The 18,646-nt window shown below is 62.7% G+C and carries 18 protein-coding genes; 10 read left to right on the plus strand and 8 right to left on the minus strand.

Annotated elements, in window-relative coordinates:
• From fahA to VIG90_RS08380, 4 genes are all read left to right on the plus strand, one after another.
• On the plus strand, positions 1-861 hold an 861-nt coding region (fahA, locus tag VIG90_RS08365), incomplete at its 5' end, for a fumarylacetoacetase (protein WP_331593036.1).
• Between the two features lie 4 nt (positions 862-865).
• Positions 866-1,504 (plus strand): maleylacetoacetate isomerase, encoded by a 639-nt coding sequence (maiA, locus tag VIG90_RS08370; protein ID WP_331593037.1) that lies wholly within the window; start codon positions 866-868, stop codon positions 1,502-1,504.
• 336 nt (positions 1,505-1,840) lie between these two features.
• Positions 1,841-2,368 (plus strand): hypothetical protein, encoded by a 528-nt coding sequence (locus VIG90_RS08375; RefSeq protein WP_331593038.1) that lies wholly within the window; start codon positions 1,841-1,843, stop codon positions 2,366-2,368.
• 220 nt (positions 2,369-2,588) lie between these two features.
• Positions 2,589-3,134 (plus strand): hypothetical protein, encoded by a 546-nt coding sequence (locus VIG90_RS08380; protein ID WP_331593039.1) that lies wholly within the window; start codon positions 2,589-2,591, stop codon positions 3,132-3,134.
• 84 nt (positions 3,135-3,218) lie between these two features.
• Here VIG90_RS08380 and VIG90_RS08385 read toward each other — a convergent pair whose 3' ends face one another.
• Both VIG90_RS08385 and VIG90_RS08390 read right to left on the minus strand, forming a co-directional pair.
• On the minus strand, positions 3,219-4,205 hold the full coding sequence (locus tag VIG90_RS08385; protein ID WP_331593040.1) for a hypothetical protein: 987 nt from the start codon (positions 4,203-4,205) through the stop codon (positions 3,219-3,221).
• A 4-nt stretch (positions 4,206-4,209) separates the two neighbouring features.
• Positions 4,210-5,277 (minus strand): GTP-binding protein, encoded by a 1,068-nt coding sequence (locus VIG90_RS08390; RefSeq protein ID WP_331593041.1) that lies wholly within the window; start codon positions 5,275-5,277, stop codon positions 4,210-4,212.
• 275 nt (positions 5,278-5,552) lie between these two features.
• Here VIG90_RS08390 and VIG90_RS08395 point away from each other — a divergent pair, with 275 nt between their 5' ends.
• From VIG90_RS08395 to VIG90_RS08405, 3 genes are read left to right on the plus strand one after another with little or no spacing between them, the layout of a single operon-like run.
• A complete protein-coding gene (locus VIG90_RS08395) occupies positions 5,553-6,842 on the plus strand; it encodes an efflux RND transporter periplasmic adaptor subunit (protein WP_331593042.1) in 1,290 nt (429 codons plus the stop codon).
• Positions 6,839-7,585 carry an ABC transporter ATP-binding protein gene (locus VIG90_RS08400; RefSeq protein WP_331593043.1) on the plus strand — a complete coding sequence of 249 codons (747 nt, stop codon included), beginning with the start codon at positions 6,839-6,841 and terminating at the stop codon, positions 7,583-7,585. Before VIG90_RS08395 ends, VIG90_RS08400 begins: the two co-directional genes overlap by 4 nt.
• Positions 7,586-7,596: 11 nt before the next feature.
• Positions 7,597-8,823 (plus strand): ABC transporter permease, encoded by a 1,227-nt coding sequence (locus VIG90_RS08405; RefSeq protein WP_331593044.1) that lies wholly within the window; start codon positions 7,597-7,599, stop codon positions 8,821-8,823.
• Between the two features lie 48 nt (positions 8,824-8,871).
• Here VIG90_RS08405 and VIG90_RS08410 read toward each other — a convergent pair whose 3' ends face one another.
• Positions 8,872-9,948: a GTP-binding protein gene (locus tag VIG90_RS08410; protein ID WP_331593045.1), complete on the minus strand. Its 1,077-nt coding sequence runs from the start codon at positions 9,946-9,948 to the stop codon at positions 8,872-8,874.
• 215 nt (positions 9,949-10,163) lie between these two features.
• On the opposite strand from VIG90_RS08410, the gene VIG90_RS08415 reads away from it, so the two are divergent.
• Complete coding sequence (locus VIG90_RS08415) at positions 10,164-11,948, plus strand: methyl-accepting chemotaxis protein (RefSeq protein ID WP_331593046.1); 1,785 nt, start codon at positions 10,164-10,166, stop codon at positions 11,946-11,948.
• 124 nt (positions 11,949-12,072) lie between these two features.
• On the opposite strand, the gene VIG90_RS08420 is transcribed toward VIG90_RS08415, so the two are convergent.
• From VIG90_RS08420 to VIG90_RS08435, 4 genes are all read right to left on the minus strand, one after another.
• Positions 12,073-12,561, minus strand: coding sequence for an RT0821/Lpp0805 family surface protein (locus VIG90_RS08420; RefSeq protein ID WP_331593047.1), 489 nt, complete (start codon positions 12,559-12,561; stop codon positions 12,073-12,075).
• Between the two features lie 115 nt (positions 12,562-12,676).
• Positions 12,677-14,086 (minus strand): HAMP domain-containing sensor histidine kinase, encoded by a 1,410-nt coding sequence (locus VIG90_RS08425; protein ID WP_331593048.1) that lies wholly within the window; start codon positions 14,084-14,086, stop codon positions 12,677-12,679.
• Positions 14,087-14,100: 14 nt separating this feature from the next.
• Positions 14,101-14,769, minus strand: coding sequence for a response regulator transcription factor (locus tag VIG90_RS08430; protein ID WP_331593049.1), 669 nt, complete (start codon positions 14,767-14,769; stop codon positions 14,101-14,103).
• A gap of 30 nt (positions 14,770-14,799) precedes the next feature.
• The gene (locus tag VIG90_RS08435; RefSeq protein ID WP_331593050.1) at positions 14,800-15,141 is read right to left on the minus strand and encodes a PepSY domain-containing protein; all 342 of its coding nucleotides are present in this window, start codon (positions 15,139-15,141) and stop codon (positions 14,800-14,802) included.
• 98 nt (positions 15,142-15,239) lie between these two features.
• On the opposite strand from VIG90_RS08435, the gene VIG90_RS08440 reads away from it, so the two are divergent.
• Together VIG90_RS08440 and VIG90_RS08445 are read left to right on the plus strand one after the other, a co-directional pair.
• On the plus strand, positions 15,240-17,036 hold the full coding sequence (locus VIG90_RS08440) for an ATP-binding cassette domain-containing protein (protein ID WP_331593051.1): 1,797 nt from the start codon (positions 15,240-15,242) through the stop codon (positions 17,034-17,036).
• Between the two features lie 99 nt (positions 17,037-17,135).
• Complete coding sequence (locus VIG90_RS08445; protein WP_331593052.1) at positions 17,136-17,747, plus strand: DUF2239 family protein; 612 nt, start codon at positions 17,136-17,138, stop codon at positions 17,745-17,747.
• A 54-nt stretch (positions 17,748-17,801) separates the two neighbouring features.
• Here VIG90_RS08445 and yaaA read toward each other — a convergent pair whose 3' ends face one another.
• On the minus strand, positions 17,802-18,566 hold the full coding sequence (gene yaaA, locus VIG90_RS08450) for a peroxide stress protein YaaA (protein WP_331593053.1): 765 nt from the start codon (positions 18,564-18,566) through the stop codon (positions 17,802-17,804).
• Positions 18,567-18,646: the final 80 nt, after the last annotated feature.

The following is an 18,646-nucleotide window of genomic DNA, read 5'->3' on the forward strand; positions in this document are numbered from 1 at the left end:
AACCCGCTCCTGCCCAACTACAAGCATGTGCCGATCGGCTACCATGGCCGGGCCTCCTCCATCCGCCCCTCGGGCGCGCCGGTGCGCCGCCCCAACGGTCAGCGCAAGGGCCCGCAGGACGAGGCGCCCAGCTTTGGCCCCGCCCGCCGGCTCGACTATGAGCTCGAGCTGGGCATCTGGGTCGGCCCCGGCAACGCGCTGGGCGAGCCGATCGACATTGCACAGGCCGGCACCCATATCGCCGGGCTGTGCTTGCTCAACGACTGGTCGGCGCGCGATCTGCAGGCGTGGGAGTACCAGCCGCTGGGGCCCTTCCTGGCCAAGAACTTCATCAGCACCGTCTCGCCGTGGATCATCACCGCCGAGGCGCTGGCCCCGTTCCGCATCGCCCAGCCGGCGCGCCCCACGGGCGACCCCCGGCCTTTGCCCTACCTCTGGGACGAGGCGGACCAGCAGGCGGGTGCCTTTGCCCTCCGGCTCGAGGTCTACCTGTTCTCGGCCGAGATGCGCCGCCAGGGCCTGCCGCCGCTGCGCCTCAGCCAGGGCGAGGCCCGGCACATGTACTGGACCGCCGCCCAGCTGCTCACCCACCATGCCTCCAACGGCTGCAACCTCCAGCCCGGCGACCTGCTCGGCACCGGCACGATCTCGGCGCCGACCGAGGACGGCTTTGGCAGCCTGCTCGAGCTCACCCGCGGCGGCCAGCAGCCGCTCGAGCTGCCCACCGGCGAGACCCGCACCTTTTTGGAGGATGGCGATACCCTGTTCCTCTCGGCCGTGGCCGAGGCGCAGGGCTATGTCTCCATCGGCTTTGGCCCGTGCGCCGGCACGATCACGCCGGCCCCGGCCGTCAGGGGCTGAGGCCATGGCGCTGACCCTGCACAGCTACTGGCGCTCCAGCGCCTCCTACCGGGTGCGCATTGCGCTCAACCTCAAGGGGCTGGACTATGCGCAGGTCACCCATGACCTGCGCACCGGCGCGCATGAGGCTTCCGCCTATGCCGCGCTCAACCCGCAGCAGATGGTGCCGGCGCTGGAGACAGACGGCGGCGTCATTGCCCAAAGCCTGGCCATTCTGGAATGGCTGGAGGAGCGCTATCCCGAACCCTCCCTGCTGCCGGGCAGCGCCCAGGACCGGGCCGTTGTCCGGGCGATGGCGGCAACCATCGCCTGCGACATTCACCCGCTCAACAACCTGCGCATCCTCAAAAGCCTGAGGCAGGACCTCAACGCCACACCCGAGCAGATCAATGCCTGGGCGCAGCGCTGGATCCGCCAAGGCTTTGCCGCGCTCGAGGCGATGATCGCCCGGCACGACGGCACCTATGCCTTTGGCGACACGCCAACCCTGGCCGACTGCTGCCTGGTGCCGCAGGTCTATTCGGCCGAGCGGTTCGAGACCGACCTGACGCCCTACCCGCGCCTGATGGCCGCTGTGCGCGCCGCGCAAGGATTGCCCGCCGTGGCCGCAGCGCACCCCACAGAGCAGCCCGACGCGGACTGAACTGATCACAAGCTGTAAGTATACCGGCTGAAGCACGCGGCGCAGATACCCTCTGCGCCGCTTTCTTTTTCCCTTCATGCCCGCTTCCGCGCTTGTGCCGCCATCTCGTGGAGATGCAAGCCAAATTTCCATGATGTATTTGATTTTTAATGGTTTTTTAACGAATCACTTAGGCAAACGTTAATCCTCATCCCCTAGCTTCCCACCGAACTCGTCACTCAGGTGACGCTGCAGCCAGCAGGCGCACGGCATCGAAATCCGGGAATTTACAAATGGGGGAGCACTAAGATTGGCATGGGATATAAGGAACGACCCCTTCCCTTGCGCAAAGCAGAGATGCGTCTGAAACTTGCCGAGATCTGCATCATTCAGGAGTGGTCCCGTATCAGCCTGCGCCTGCGTCTATGTTTGGACATTATTCGCCCAAAGGCAAAAGAGCGCTGGTTCGAGCTGCCACTGGAAGCACAGGTGAATGAGTGGAGCAGCGCACTCAACAAAATTCTTGTTCAGGCAGACGAGCGCCGAAGTTTGTTGTCGACGATCAATCAGATGAACAAGGTCCTGCCCGTCCGCAATGCAATTGCACACGGGGAGCCGGGCTGGATCAAGGATGCACCGGACAGTTACATTTTGTTTTACACCTATGCGCGCAGCCGCACCAAACCACGCAAGAAGCAATACAGCTACAGCCCGCCGCGGCTTGAGCTGTTTCCGAACGCCTTCCTGGAGCCGGAAGATGCCGAACTCCATTCACTTGAAATGGATGACATACTGACCATGGCAAAAGGCATGAGGTCCCTGAGGTTGGCGACACAGAAACTGTGCGACATTGCCGTTGCCCGCTGCCAGGCCATACGCCTCTGACAGTGGCCCAGCACGGACTGAAGAGCCCGCGGTACTCTGCTCGCCAGACCCGATGAATTCGACCCGTTCGCACCTGCAATTCAATTTTCAAAAGGCAGGAAAATCTCAATCAGCAGGAATCACTGGCATATATTCAAGCGGACCATGAAAAACTTATCTTGCAGAACGAAAAATTATTTGTGAGTGTTTTTGCAGCTCACGGCGATCAAAGGGGGATCACATGGCCAAGGCCACCACCGTGCGTGCAAAAGTTGCATCGAAGAGTAAGTCAGCGTCTGCGCCCAAACCCGCTGCGGCTTCGTCCGCTACAGAAAAGTTATTGAGCCGTCTCACTGCCCGGCTCGACAAGGCGGAAAAGACGCTGGCTGATCAGAAGGCCAAGATTGCGGAATTTTCCAAAACCATTGCCGCTCTCGAGAAGAGCCTGAAGAGCAGCACGGGGACTGCAGCCAAGGCCGCCCCGGCGAAGAGCCCGGCCGCCAAGCCTGTCACCAAGGCAAACGGCACATGCCTGACCAACGGCACCGCCAAGCCGAACGGCACGGCAAAGAAAGCTGACGCTTCAAAGCCCAAGGCTGCAGCACCGGCGAAGGCCGCAACCAAGGCTGCAGTTCCGATCAAAGCGAAAGCTCCGGCCAAGACCAAGAAGGCTGCGGACACCAAAAAGGCCGCAGCGTCGGAGACACCCAAGGAAACGCCGGCCGCTGCCGTCATTGCTGCGACTGCACCACGCAAGCGGGGCCGACCGCGCAAGAACCCGCTCTGAGGTCTCGCGCTTCCGACGCATGAAAAAGCCGCCCCAGCTGCAGAGCCGGGGCGGCTTTTATCGTACTCGGGGCTATGTCGAGCGTCAGCCCGGCAGTTGCACCAGACCGGCCGTTCCGTCTTCCCGGCCGAAGCCGAGCTGCTTGCCATCACGCGAGAAGGCGATGGCGGAAACCGGCGCCTCTTCATCCGTCCGCCCGGCGACAAGGATTTCCTGGTCGTTGTCCGTGCGGTAGAGGAGCACCGCGCCGTCGGCAAAACCTGCGGCGATCACCCCCTGCTTCGGGTGCGCGGCAACGGCCGTGCAGACCGCGCCAAGGCCGAAACGCTGCAGGCCGGACTTGCCCATGGGTCCGTTCTTGTCGGTGAACGGCCAGAGGATGACCGCCTCGGCACCAGAGGTGGCAAGGTACTTGCCCTTGTCTACCCACGCGACGGATTTGGTCTTGGACGGATAACCGCCCATGCGCATGTCAGCGAGATCGGCGATGCGCCAGCCGTGCAGGCTGTTCTCCTGCATGGCCGTCATCACGAACTTGCCGTCCGGGCTCCAGGTGACGAGCGTGTGCGCGCCCTTCCAGCCCAGCACCAGCGGCTTCTGCGCGTCCGAATTTACCCACCAGAGCGAGACGCCGTTGTAGTGCGCGCAGGCCAGCCGCTTGCCCTTGGGATCAAACGCCAGAGACTGCACGGTATTATCGTGCTGGATGGTGCGGAACACGCCCTTGAGCGGCCGCGCCACATGCACGGTCTTGCCGGTGGCAAAGGCAATGCCCGCACCGTCGCTGGCCGTGATCTTCTCGATCCACTTGCCCGGCAACTCGGCAATGTCCTGCACCGTACCGTCAGCCTTGGTGAGCTTGACGCAGCCGTCGTCACCGCCGGTCACGATGCCGCCATCATAGGCGGCAGCGCACAGGATGCCTCCGTCGTGCACCTGACGTGCCTCTGCACCGCCGAACGAGATCTGCCCCTCGGTGGTGACGAAGGCCAGGCCTTCGCGCACCGGCACCACTGCTTCAATGAAGGCATCAAAATCGAGCGCCTGCCCGTTATCATCCATCAGCGGCATCGGATTACGCCACGCACGCCTGGAACTGTTCGTTCAGGTCCTTCGGATCAAGGTTGCGCCCGATCAGCACGAGGCGCGACACCCGCGCTTCGTTCTCGCCCCATGGCTTCTGCAGGTCGCCATCGAGGATCATGTGCACGCCCTGCACCACAAAGCGCTGGTCCTCGCCCTCGAACGCCAGAATGCCCTTGAGGCGGAGAATGTCAGGCCCCTTCTCCTGCGTCAGATCGCCGATCCAGCGGGTGAACAGGTCGCCGATCAGCGGCTTGTCGGACCGCAGAGAAACGCTGGTCACGCCCTTGTCATGGATGACGTTGGGCGCGGCATGCTCTTCGTGATGGTGGTGATCGTGGTCATGGCCGCAGTGCTCGTCGCACTCATGGTCATGATGGTGATGGTGATGATCGTGGTCGTGATGGTGATGATCGTCCTCGGCGAGGAAGCCGGGGTTCGCTTCCAGAATACGCTCCAGATCGAACGCGCCGCGGTCGAGCAGCAGGTTCACGTCGATCTGCGCCTTCTCGGTGTAATGAATGACCGCGTACGGGTTGATCCGCTTCACGGCGGCTTCAACCTGTTTCAGCTCTTCCGGCGTCACCAGATCGATCTTGTTGATGAGGATGATGTCGGCAAAGCCGATCTGCTCCTGTGCCTCCTGCGAATCCGCCAGGCGCAGCAGCAGGTGCTTGGCATCGACCACGGTGATGACGGCATCCAGCTGGGTCTTTGCTCGCACGTCCTCGTCAACGAAGAAGGTCTGGGCAACCGGGGCCGGATCGGCAAGGCCGGTGGTCTCGACGATGATGCCGTCGAACCGGCCGGGGCGCTTCAGCAGCGTGGAGATGATGCGGATGAGATCGCCGCGCACGGTGCAGCAGATGCACCCGTTGTTCATCTCGAACACTTCCTCGTCCGTATCCACCACCAGATCGTTATCGATGCCGATTTCGCCGAACTCATTGACGATAACGGCATATTTCTTGCCGTGCGGCTCGGTGAGGATGCGGTTGAGAAGCGTCGTCTTTCCGGCTCCCAGATAGCCGGTCAGCACGGTAACGGGGATCTGCGACATGGGTCTGTACACCTTATGCTTCGTGTCTTTGCAGGGTAATTGGCAACAGCAGGCCCGTTCGTCCAGAGGGTGTGTGCGCTTTGACGCACTGGCATCGCTTCGCCGAGCCCCCATGTTAATCAGAAAGTATTGCCATTTCCTCGGCGTCCCGAAGGAACTACCCTCCCGTTTTCGTATGACGAGTGGGCGCGGAGAGGCAGGCTCGCAACCCTCGAGATTTCGGACCGGCAACGAATAGCGTCTGCCAATATACGGAAACAATTGAGAAAAATTCCATGGTTTCTCGCCCCACGTTCTCCCGCAAACGTCTCGCTTACACGGGCCTCATCGTGGCCTCTCTCGCCATCGGCGCGGCCTGGTGGGCCTTCAGTAAGCCCTCCGGCCCTTCGTTCCAGACTGTGGTGGCAGAACGCGGCGATATCGTCACCAGCATCACCGCCTCCGGCAGCTTGCAGGCGGTCGGTACCGTCGAGGTCGGTTCGGAGGTCTCCGGTCTCATCAACGAGCTCCATGCCGACTTCAACACGCCGGTGAAGAAGGACCAAGTGCTGGCCCGCATCGACCCCAGCACCTTCGAGGCCAAGGTGCTGCAGGGTGAGGCCCAGCTCGCCATTGCGCAGGCGCAGCTGGATCAGGCCAGGGCCGAATTGCGCGAGGCCGAGCGCGATTACGAGACCAAGCGCAAGCTCTCCACCAGCGGCTGGTACTCAGCCCGTGGCACGGAAACCGCCGAGGCCACGCTGTCCAAGGCCCGTGCCTCGGTGAAGCTGTCAGAGGCCAACCTGTTGCAGGCCCGCGCCAATCTCAATCAGGCCCGCATCGACCTGTCTCGCACATACATTCGCGCGCCGGTGGACGGTATCGTCATCAGCCGCTCCATCAACATCGGCCAGACTGTGGCGGCCAGCTTCCAGACGCCCACCCTCTTCACCATTGCCGAGGACCTGTCGGAGATGCAGGTGGAAGCGGCCGTGGACGAGGCCGATATCGGTTCGGTTGCGCCCGGACAGCGCGCCGAATTCACCGTGGACGCCTACCCGGACCGCACCTTCGAGGGTGAAGTCAAGGAAGTGCGCCTTGCCAGCGGCGACACGGATGCGGAGCAGGCCACCACGAACACGGGCGTCGTCACCTACACCGTCATCATCACCGCCCCCAACAAGGAAGGCAAGCTGCTGCCCAACATGACCGCCAACGCCACCATCTTCCTGGGCGAAGTGCGAGACGTTCTGAAGCTGCCGGTCATGGCCCTGAGCTACAAGCCGGCAGCCATCGCGGCGCAGGAAGCGCGCAACATGCCTCCGGGCGGTGGTTTCGGCCCTCCGGGTGCAGGCGGCCGTCGCCCGGCAGGCGGCGGGGCAAAGGCCGCCCCCCCTGCTCCACCACCAGGCATGGAGAACGTTCCCAAGGGCCAGCGCGGCACGGTGTGGGTGATCGGCCAGAACGGCCAACCCGCAGCCAAACCGGTGGCTATCGGTGTCCGCACCGATGAGGAAGTATCGGTCGTCGGCGGCCCTTTGAAGGAGGGCGACAAGGTCATCATCGGCGAAAGTGCCGCGTCATGACGGCCGCGCCTCAGGCCAAACCCAACGAGGCCGATGCCATCATCGTTTGCGAGAACCTTTCCAAACGGTTCCGCATGGGTGACGAGACGGTCAATGCCCTGCAAGGCGTGTCGCTGACCATCCGGCGCGGCGAGTTCGTCTCGATCATGGGGCCGAGCGGGTCGGGCAAGTCCACGCTCATGAACCTGATCGGCGCGCTCGATACCCCCTCGGACGGCTCCATCGCCATTGGCGACACCGTCCTCCGGCAGGCAAGCCAGGCTCAGCTGGCCGAGCTGCGCGGGCGCACCATCGGCTTCGTGTTCCAGCAGTTCCACCTGCTGCCGCGCATGACGGCGGCGCAGAATGTCGCCATGCCACTGATCTACCGACGCGATCCGGTAACGGATGGCGAAGAGCGCGCCCGCCGCTGCCTTGAGCGTGTGCAGCTGGCCAACCGCATGAACCATCTGCCGTCCGAAATGTCCGGCGGCCAGCAGCAACGCGTGGCGATTGCCCGGGCGCTGGTGAACGATCCGCTGCTTCTGCTGGCTGACGAGCCCACCGGCGCGCTCGACAGCCGCACCGGCGCAGAGATTATCACCCTCTTTCAGGACCTGAACGCGGCCGGGCTGACGGTCGTTCTTGTCACGCACGACGAGCGCGTGGCCCACGCCGGCACCCGCATCATCCGCATGCGCGACGGCAAGGTGGAATCCGATACCCAGAACACCGATATCTGGCGGCCGAACCCGGCTGCCTGAGGACAGAGCAGATGCGACTGATCCCTTCCCTCCAGCTGGCCTTCGCGTCCCTCAAGGCGCACAAGATGCGCAGCGCGCTGACCATGCTCGGTATCATCATCGGCGTGGCGTCGGTCATCACCATGGTCTCCATCGGTCAGGGCGCGCGAGACAAGATCGACAGCGAAATCCGCGCCATGGGCACCAACCTGATGATGATCTTCCCGTCAGGCGGACGCGGCCCGGTGCGTAGCGCCGACAGCGCCACGCCCCTGCTGGACAGGGATGCCGAGGCCATCAAGAAGCGCATCTCCGGCGTGGTGGCCGCCGCGCCCGTGCGCTTCGGTTCGGGACAGATCGTCACCAGCGGCAAGAACTGGGAATCCCAGCTTTACGGCACGAACAATGATTATCTGATCGCCCGCAATTGGGTGGTGGCTGATGGCCGCCAGTTCCAGCCATTGGAAGAGCGCAGCGCCGCCAAGGTGGTGCTGATCGGCGAGTCCGTGCGCAAGGAATTGTTCCCCAACGGCGGTGCAATCGGCTCCACCATCCGCGTCAATCGCACGCCGATGCAGGTGATTGGCGTGTTGGCCTCAAAGGGCAGCGGCAGCGGCCAGCAGGACGAGGACAATGTGCTCATCGTGCCGCTGAAGACCGCCCAGTCCCGCCTGATGGGCAGCGGCGACCGCATCGCCGGGGAAGTGCATGCCATTTTCCTGAAGACCTCTTCGCAGGACATCATGGCCAGCGTGCAGGGTCAGGTTGAAGACCTGATGCGTGAACGCAAGCGCACGCCGGAAAGCGCCGACTCTCCGGTGCGCATCGGCAACCTCACTGAAATGATGGCGCTGCGCACCGCCACCACCCGCACCATGACCGCGCTGCTGGGTGCGATCGCCTCCGTTGCGCTCGTGGTCGGCGGCATTGGCATCATGAACATCATGCTCGTATCCGTGACCGAGCGCACGCGCGAGATCGGCCTGCGCATGGCCGTCGGCGCGCGTCCGGAAGATATCATGAGCCAGTTCCTCACCGAAAGCGCCCTGCTCTCGCTGGTAGGCGGCCTTATCGGCGTCGTGCTCTCGCTGCTGCTTGTCGTCGCCATCAGCATGACCGGCGCGTTCGATATCAGCCTCAACCTGCAAATCGTGGCAGTGAGCCTGTTCTTCGCGGGCCTCGTCGGTATCGTGTTCGGCTACTACCCAGCCCGCAAGGCGGCCCGCCTGAACCCGATCGAGGCCCTGCGGTACGACTGAGGAAAACGGCTCCGCCTGCCTTCTTGCAAGGTACCCGGTAAAAGAACCTTACGCCTCGCCCGGCACGCTGGCCTGTGCCCAGGCCCGGAAGAAGCCGTCTATGGTTTCCTTCGGGATGTTGCGGGTGATGAACACGAGGCGCGTACGGTGGTCATCGTCCGGCCAGGCGTCGAGGTACACCGGGTCATGCAGGATGTGCTGGACCCCGTGGATCACCACGGGCCGCGTGGGATCTTCCGCCAGCTTGACGATGCCCTTGACGCGCAGCAGGTCCTCGCCCTGGTTGGCCGTGAGCAGCTGCATGGCCATGGCGAAGGCCATGCGACTGATCGGCTGGTCGATCACCAGTGAAAAAGAGCGAATGTCTTCCGAGTGGCGCGTCACGTCGTGATGGTGATGGTCGTGGTGATGATGCTGCTCATGATCATGATGATGCGCGTGCTGCACCTCGACCGCTTCAGCCGCCAGCCATGCGCGCACGTTCGCGGGCTTCATGTCCGGCCGGAAGGTGACTGTATCGTCAACGATGGAGCGCAGGTCGAAGTCTGCCGCACCGGCGTCGGCAATCACAGCGCCGGGGTTCACCGAGCGCAGCCGCTCGAACACCGCATCAGCCTCGCCCGCCTTCAGGAGGTCGGTCTTGCTGACAAGCAGCCGGTCAGCGACGGCCGCCTGCTTCAGGGCTTCCGGCTGTTTGTCCAGCGTTGAAGGGCCGTTGACGGCATCCACCACCGTCACCACCTGCGCCAGCCGATAGCGACGGGCAAGACGCGGATCGAGCAGCAGCGTGTGGATGACGGGCGCAGGATCAGCCAAGCCGGTCGTCTCGATGACGAGGCGGGAGAACAGCGGGATCTCTCCCCGCTCCGACCGCTCCATCAGCATCACCAGCGTGCGCCGCACGTCCCCCCGCACCGTGCAGCACAGGCAGCCGGATGTCATTTCGATGATCGCCTCCGGCGCGGCTTCGACCAGCATGTGGTCCAGCCCCACCTCGCCGAATTCATTGATGACGACAGCAGTGTCCGAAAAACGCGGATCCGCCAGCAGCCGCTTCAGCAGCGTGGTTTTTCCGGCACCGAGAAAGCCGGTGAGAATGGTAACGGGGATTGTGCTCATGGCCATGATATAAAATCACATCTCCCAAAAAGGAAAGTGATTGTTTGCAGCGCATGGGCATCGATTTCGATGCGTGTTTTCCAGGTGCGCCCACAAGTTCGGCCAGGCTGGTCCGTACTTCTTTGGACATACTGACGTCGTTAACAAATTCTAAAACAGTTACGTACAAATTTGCGCCTGCTTGGATCAGCGAATCCAGACTAAATGTGGCTAAGGTGCTTATGTTTAAAGGCTTTCTTCTCAACCTGCGCATTCGCTCGAAGCTGGGCGTCATGGTGGGCGTGCTCGGTGTCACGGCCCTCGCTATTGCCTTGATCGGTGCCAATGCCCTTCAAGTTTACCGCGAACACGTCACTGCGATCGAAAATGCCGCCGAACGTGCCATTTATGGCGAAAAGCTCAACGGCCTGATCAACGCCGTGGTGATGGACTCGCGCGGCGTTTACATGTCCACCGAGCCGGAGGACGTGGAGGTGTTCGCGAACAGCTTGGAGGCTGGCGTCGGCCGCTTCACGCAGATGCTGGATGCCTGGAGCAAGATGATCCCCGACGAGCAGCGCGCAGAGTTTGCGCAACTCGAAAGCGAGGGAAGGAAGTTCGCCCAGTACCGTATCGAAATGGCGCAGGTTGCCCGGGAACAAGGTGGCGCAGCCGCTCGGTTGCTCGGTGACAATGACGAGAACCGTGCATCCCGTCAGGCCCTGAGCGCGCATGTGCGTTCCTTTGCGCAGTTGATGGCGAAGGATATCGACAAGACGCACGCTGAACTGCAAGCCTTCCACGACGAAGCCCTGCGCCTGATGCTCATCGTCGCCATCGGCGGCGTCGGCTTTGCCGTGATCGTTTCCCTGACCCTTGGCCAGATGCTGATCGGCCGTCCGCTGGTCAAGCTGGCCGATGCAGTGAACACCCTCACCAACGGCAACCACAACGTCGTGATCGAAGGCAGCAACCGCCGCGACGAGGTGGGCGATATTGCCCGTGCACTTGAAATTTTCCGCGAACAATCCCAGCGCAATGCCGAGCTTCAGTCGCAGGTAGAAACCGAGCGGCACGAGGCCCAGACTCTGCTGGAACAGCGCATCAGTGAAGTGAATGCCGAAAACCTCAAGCTGATGGATGAGGCCGAGGCGGAACGCCGCGCGGCGGACGAACGCCAGCGCGCTGCCCTGCTGCAGATGGCATCCGATCTTGAGGCATCTGTGGCCGGCATTGCCGAGCGCCTGACCGAAGCCGCCGGTGATCTGGAAAACTCGGCCACTCGCATGGCTGAATCCTCAACCCATTCGAGCCAGCAGGCGGAAACCGCCACCCGCGCCACCGAAAATGCGCGCAATGGCGTCAATGCGGTTGCGGCTGCAACAGAGGAGCTGACCAGCTCCATTTCGGAAATCACCAGCCGCATCAGCGAAACATCTAACATGGCCATCAAGGCGAAAGCCCAGGCTGACCATGCCACCACGCAGGTTCAGCATCTGGCGGAAGCGGGCCAGCGCATTGGCGAAGTGGTCACGCTCATCAACCAGATCGCCGATCAGACCAACCTGCTGGCGCTGAACGCCACCATCGAAGCCGCGCGCGCAGGCGAAGCCGGCCGCGGGTTTGCCGTCGTCGCGGCCGAGGTGAAGACCCTGGCCAACCAGACCGCGCAGGCAACCGATGAAATCACGGCACAGATCAGCGCCATTCAGGCTGCAACCGACAGCACCGTGATGGTCATCAACGACATCGGCACCATCGTGAACACGGTGAGCGAGATGTCCGCAACCGTGGCCTCCGCCGTCGAGCAGCAGAGCGCCGCAACGCAGGAGATCAGCCGCACGGTGCAGGACGTGGCCAACGGCACCGTTCAGGTGGTTGGCAACATCACGGCCGTTCAGACGGCGGTGGCCGAAAACGCAACCGACGCACAGCAGATGCTGGACGCCTCACGCGGCGTCTCGAACGAGGCGCAGGTGCTGCGTCAGCAGATCCAGCACTTCCTGAGTGCCCTGCGGGCAGCATAATCAGCCGAACGGGCAAAACAAAGGGGTCGGATGCAGCCTGCATCCGACCCCTTGGCTTATCCAGCTGACCTGTTCAGGCGCGCACACGGGCAGCACACCTGAACTGGATCAGGTCAGCGGATCATTAACTCGCCACGCGCCATGAACCGTCTTCCTGACGGCAGGCGGTGCCAACGGCCTGTTCCGGCTTGCCGCCGATAACAACCGTATGAGTGTATTCACGGCAAGTCTGGCCGCGGTCGCTCTGGTAGGCCGGAGCCGGCTCAACCCAGCCCCTGTGGCCGCTGTCAGGGTTCTGCCATTCGGTACGCGTACCCGAACGGCCATATTCCAGAGCCTGATACTGAGCGCGCTCTGCCTCCAGACGGTCGGCCTTGTCGAGCCCGCGACCGATTTGATTGCCGAGGAAGCCGCCGATCAGCGTACCGGCCGCAATGGCGACCACACCGCCCGAGCCCGAGCTGTCGATGGCCGACCCGGCCCAGGCACCAAGTCCTGCACCTGCCAGCGTACCAACGCCTTCCTTGGTTCCGTAATCCTGACAGGCCGCCAGAGGAAGGGCCAGAGCCAGCAAAGGCACCATGGCCCAACGCGAAGACCCCCGAAACTGCATACAAAGTCTCCATGATCGCATAACGCGGAAATAGGTTACTGCCGCCACGTTAGGCCAAAGCGACTGAACTGCGGCTGAACATGTTGCCACCTGCCAGTATCCGGGCGTAAATCCTCTACACCTTGGCGCTTTCGGCCCGGGGCAGCACCAGAACGACGGCAAGACCGCCCAGTTCTTCCGACTGTTCAAGCCAAACCTTGCCGCCCATGATGTCAGCAATGTCGCGTACGATGGCCAGGCCAATGCCTGTGCCCTTGGAGCTTTGATCCAGCCGCACGCCGCGTTCGAACAGCAGGCTCCACTTTTCCACCGGAATGCCCGGCCCGTCGTCCTCGATGACGATGCGCAGGTAGGCACGGTTGCCGCCATTCTGATCCTTGCGCACCGTAACGCGGGCGCGGCCCCGCCCGTACTTGGCAGCATTGTCCAGAAGGTTGCCGATCATCTCTTCCAGGTCTTGCCGCTCGCCGCGAAATTCCAGCGAGGAGTCGCCCTCGATCTCGACCGAGAATTCCTTCTCCACGTAAATCCGCTCAAGCGCCCGCTTGAGGCTGAGAACGGACGGCCAGACTGGCGTGCGGGCACGGATGTCGGCGCGGCGGCCAAGCACGCGGGCGCGGGCCAGATGATGGTCCACGTGGCGGCGCATCAGGGCCACCTGTCCCAGCACCGTCTCCCGCAAAGCCGGGCTGGTGTCGTCCTGCGCCTCGTTCATCAACACGCTCATCGGCGTCTTCAGAGCATGGGCCAGATTGCCGGCATGAGTGCGTGCATGTTCCGCCTGCGCCTCGGTATATTCCAGCAGCGCATTCATCTCATCGACCAGCGGCAGAATTTCCGGCGGAAACTTGGCACTGTCGATGCGGGTAGCCGAGCCGGAGCGGATCTGCGACAGCGCCTTGCGCACCTGCCGCAACGGACTGAGGCCGTAGGTGGCAAGCAACGCGCCCATGGTGAGCAGGCCAAGCGCCAAAATGGAAAGCGACCAGATCAGCACCCGCCGGTAGTCGGCAATCTGCTGATGAAGTTCATTGACGCGGATGGCAACGGCGAAGCGGAATACGGTGTCGGAGCCCGGCAGCATCGCATCGCGCTCGGCAATCCGCAGTTCCTCATCGCCAAAGGCGCGAATGGTGCGGATCGCCCCCTCCTGCGCCGGAACCTTGGGGTCATAGGGCAGCGCACGATCCCAAAGCGAGCGGGAGCGGAACGGCGCCTTGCCCGGCGCGCTCACCTGCCAGTACAGGCCCGAATAGGGTTCGAAGAAGCGCTGATCCCCCAGCGGCCGGGTGCTGCGCACCTCGCCCGTCGGGTCGATTTCCGCCGCCGCGATGGAGGAGCGCAGGAACTGGCGCAGCTGGGTGTCGAACCCTTGTGTCAGGTTGTCCGCCAGCAGCCGGTCAAGCGCGAAGCCGCCCGCCATGAGCATGGGGATGATCCATGCCGCCGCCATGAGCACCAGACGCCGCGACAGCGAACCGGGCTGAAACAGGAGGAAGTGCAGCTGATGCTGTTCTCTGTTCAATCGCCGCCGCCCGTTCAGCCCGCTTCGGGCTCTTCAAGGCAGTAGCCAAGGCCCCGGACGGTCCGGATCAGATCAACGCCCAGCTTCTTGCGGATGCGGGTGACGAACACCTCAATCGTATTGGAATCCCGATCGAAGTCCTGATCGTAGATATGCTCGGTCAGCTCGGTCCGAGAGATGACCTTGCCCTTGTGATGCACCAGATAGGCCAGCAGCTTGTATTCCTGCGCCGTCAGGCGCACCGCCTCGCCCTTCACCGTCACGCGGCTGGAGCGGGTGTCCAGCACCATCGGCCCCACCTCGATTTCGGAGGAAGCATGGCCGCTGGTGCGGCGGATGAGCGCGCGCAGGCGGGCCAGAAGCTCTTCGATCTGGAACGGCTTGGCGAGGTAGTCGTCCGCGCCCGCATCAAGCCCGGCCACCTTGTCGGACCAGGAATCGCGCGCGGTCAGCACCAGCACCGGCATGCCGTGACCTTCGCGCCGCCACGCTTCCAGCACCTTCAGGCCGTCCATCTTGGGCAGGCCAAGATCGAGAATGATGGCGTCATAGGATTCGGTGGAACCGAGGAAATGACCATCCTCGCCGTCGCTGGCAGTATCAACGGCATAGCCGCCCGCTTCCAGAGCGGCCTTGAGCTGGCGCTGCAACGTCGGCTCGTCTTCCACCACCAGAATGCGCATGTCTGTCTTTACCCCCTGCCTAACCGGCGCTTACTTGCCGTGAATCCCGAGAATACGCCCATTCTGCGCATTCACGTCCACCCGGACAATAGCACCGTTTGGCTGGCGATAGGTCAGACGGTAGACGTATCCACCGTCTTGCAGCATCCCGTCGTCGATTTCCACGCCCATGTACTCGCCTTTCACCCGGCGAGAGACTATGGACTTGATCTGGTCGAGGGACAGCATCCGGCCGGAGTTTACGCCCCGATAGGCGGCATCCTGTTCTGCGGAACGCACCAGCACCCGCCCGCCATAAGGCGCGGGCGAGTAAGCCGTCAGCAGAACGGCAGACCCGATAGCAAGGAAGGGAAGAAATCGACCGTATGTCATGTCTGAGAAAACTACCCTTGCACCCGTGAACCGGCCATGAACATATCCACGTCCCGTTGGTGACCCCGTCGTATAGTCGCTACTAACAGGTTTACAATATGTCTGCCCCCATTCTCTCTCTTGAACAAATCGGAATCCAACGCGGCGAAGGGTGGCTGTTTCGGTCGCTGGACCTGTTCATCGGCGAAAAGGACCGCCTTGCCCTGGTGGGCCGCAACGGTGCGGGCAAATCCACCCTGCTTAGCGTGATCGCAGGCAGTCTGGAGCTGGACGAAGGCCGCCGCGTTGTACGTCCCCGCGCCCGCGTCGTTCTGCTGGAGCAAGACCCGCCGGTGGAAAAGTTTGCCACCCTGCGCGAATTTGCTCTGAGCCAGGGCGACCAGCCCATGCCGCCAGAGCCGCACGAAGTTGCAAAGGTGGCGGAGGAACTGGGCGTCGATCTCGACCGGCCGGCCGCAACGGCTTCGGGCGGTGAGAAGCGCCGCGCCGCCATCGCCCGCGCGCTCGCGCTCGATCCTGACGTGCTGCTGCTGGACGAGCCGACCAACCACCTCGACCTTGCCGCCATCGCGTGGCTGGAAGGTCGCCTGCGCCAGTTCACCGGCGCGTTCGTCGTCATCAGCCACGACCGCATGTTCCTCTCCCGCCTCACCCGCTCCACCATCTGGCTGGACCGGGGCACGGTGCGCCGCGCCGAAGTCGGCTTCGGCGGATTCGAGGCCTGGCAGGAAAAGGCGGAGGAAGAGGAAGCCCGCGTCGCCGAGCGGCTGGATGCCAAGCTGAAGCTGGAGTTACACTGGCTGCAACGCGGTGTGACCGCACGACGCAAGCGCAACATGGGCCGCCTGCGCAAGCTGCAGGACATGCGCGCCCAGCGCCGTGCCATGACCGGGCCGCAGGGCGTCGCCAACCTTGCGCTGAACGAATCAGAGCAAAAGTCGAAGACCGTCATCGACGCCGAGAACGTGTCCATCACCTTTGGTGAGCGCACGATTTTCAAAAACTTCAACATCAAGATTCAGAAGGGCGACCGCATCGGCATCGTCGGCCCCAACGGCGCTGGCAAGACGACACTGCTGAAACTGCTGACGGGCGAGCTGCAGCCCGATGAAGGCTCCGTCCGCATCGCCAAGACGCTGGATCGCGTCATCGTCGATCAGGCGCGCAGGCTACTGGAGCCGGGCAAATCCGTGCGCGACATTCTGGCGGACGGTGGCGACTGGATCGAGGTAAACGGCAGCAAGAAGCACGTCTCCGGCTACCTGAAGGAGTTCCTTTTCGACCCCAGCCTTCTGGATGCGAAGATCGAAACCCTGTCGGGCGGCGAGCAGTCCCGCATTCTGCTGGCGCGCGAATTCGCCCGTCCCTCCAACCTGCTGGTGCTCGACGAGCCGACCAACGATCTCGATCTCGAGACGCTCGACCTGCTGCAGGAAATCATTTCCGAGTATCAGGGCACGGTGCTGCTGGTCAGCCACGACCGCGACTTCCTCGACCGCACGGTCACCATGGTCATCGGTCTGGACGGCACCAGCAAGGTGGATGTGGTCGTCGGCGGCTATTCAGATTGGGAAGCCAAGCGGCAGCCCTCCAACGTGCGCTCCATCAGCGAGGCGAAAAAGTCCGCGCCCCCTGCCCCGGCAGCGCCTAAGAAGCAGACCAAGCTGTCTTACAAGGACCAGCGCGAGCTGGATAACCTGCCGGCCGAGATCGAACAGCTGGGCACGAAAATTCAGGAACTGGAGGCGAAGCTGGCGGATCCCGAACTCTACACCAAGAGCCCGGACAAGTTCGCCAAGTTCTCTGCCGAACTGGAAGCCACCCGCGACAAGCTCGCTGAACGCGAGGAACGCTGGCTGGAACTGGAAGAGATGGTGGAAAATCTGGGTAGCTGAGCTGCACCTTCACCACGGCACATATTTTACCCGGGTATAATTGACACGCAGATTTTATCCGGGTAAAACCCTTTGCGTCTTGCAAAGGAACCCTGCGCCATGATCGAAGCGCTCTTGAACAGCTACTCCGCCTTTAACGGCCACCAGCGTCTCGCCACCGGCACCCTTCGGGACGTGGCAATCGCCACCAAGGACACGCTGGACCGCGAGCCCAACGCCTCGTTCCTTATTTTTCATGATGCGACCGGCCGTCAGGCGGAAGTGGACCTGCGTGGCACGCTCGACGACGTGCTTGCCCGCCTTTCCGCCGATGCTCCGGTCGCGACTGCTCCCAAGCCGGAGGAAGAGGCACCGCGTGGTCCTGGCCGCCCCAAGCTCGGTGTGGTTGCACGCGAGGTCACGCTGCTGCCGCGCCAATGGGAGTGGCTGAACAGCCAGCCGGGCGGCGCCTCCGTCGCACTGCGCAAACTGGTGGATGAAGCGCGTCGCAAGAACGAAGCGAAAGATCGGCAGCGCGTTCTTCAGGAAACCGTCGATCGCATCCTGCTCGTGTTGGCGGGCGACCTGCCGAAATACGAAGACGCCCTGCGCGCCTTCTACGCCAAGGACCAGATGCGTTTTGAAACCGCCATTGCAAATTGGCCGAAGGACGTGCGCGATCATGTCTCGCGCATCATCGAGGCAGGCAATCCGGACTACTGGGTGCAGTAATTTTTCGCAGGGGGCTTTGCCCCCCTACGAACGCAAGATCGGCAGGAAAAAATCCTACCGCACGAACAGCCAGGTGTTGTCGTCTGACAGGTGCGGATCGAAGCGGTAGTTGTCTTCCGCGAATTCCTTCAGCGCTTCGGGACGATCGATACGATTTTCGCACAGGTAGCGCGCCATCATCCCCCGCGCCTTCTTGGCGGAGAAGGAAATCACCTTCAGCTGGTTGCCGCGCCGCTCCTTGAACAGCGGCGTGATCACCGGGGCATTCAGCTTTTTCGGCTGCACCGCGCCGAAATACTCCTGACTGGCCAAGTTGATGATCGCCGCGTTCTCCTGCGCTGCCAGTTGCTCGTTGAGCAGGCTGGTGATCGTCTCACCCCAGTAGCCGTACAGCGTCTTGGCCTGCGGCGTGCGGAACGACACGCCCATTTCCAGCCGATATGCCTGCATCAGATCAAGCGGGCGCAGCACGCCATAAAGACCGGAGAGAATCCGCACGTGGTCCTGCGCGAATGCCACCGCATCCGCACTCAGCGTCTTCACGTCAAAGCCGGTGTAAACATCGCCATTGAAGGCAAAGAGTGCGGGCCGGGCATTTTCACTTGTGAACGGAGTCGTGAAATTCTGGAAGCGAGCCACGTTCAGTTCGGCCAGCGCATCGGAAATGCCCATCAGGTCCTTCAGATCCTGAGCGGAAAGCTTGCGCGCATGCTCCACCAGCTCCTTCGAGCGCTCCAGCAATTGCGGCTGGGTCGGCTCCAGCGGCGGCAGCGGCGTCTCGAAATCGAGGGACTTGGCGGGGGAAAGCAGCGTCAGCATCTGGCAGGTTCCGCTTCATGCAACCGGAATCAAAACTCCGCCAGCTTGTAGAGCGAGCCTCGACACTAAATCAACTTTTG

Source organism: Pedomonas sp., from assembly GCF_036515995.1.
GTDB lineage: Bacteria > Pseudomonadota > Alphaproteobacteria > Sphingomonadales > Sphingomonadaceae > Pedomonas.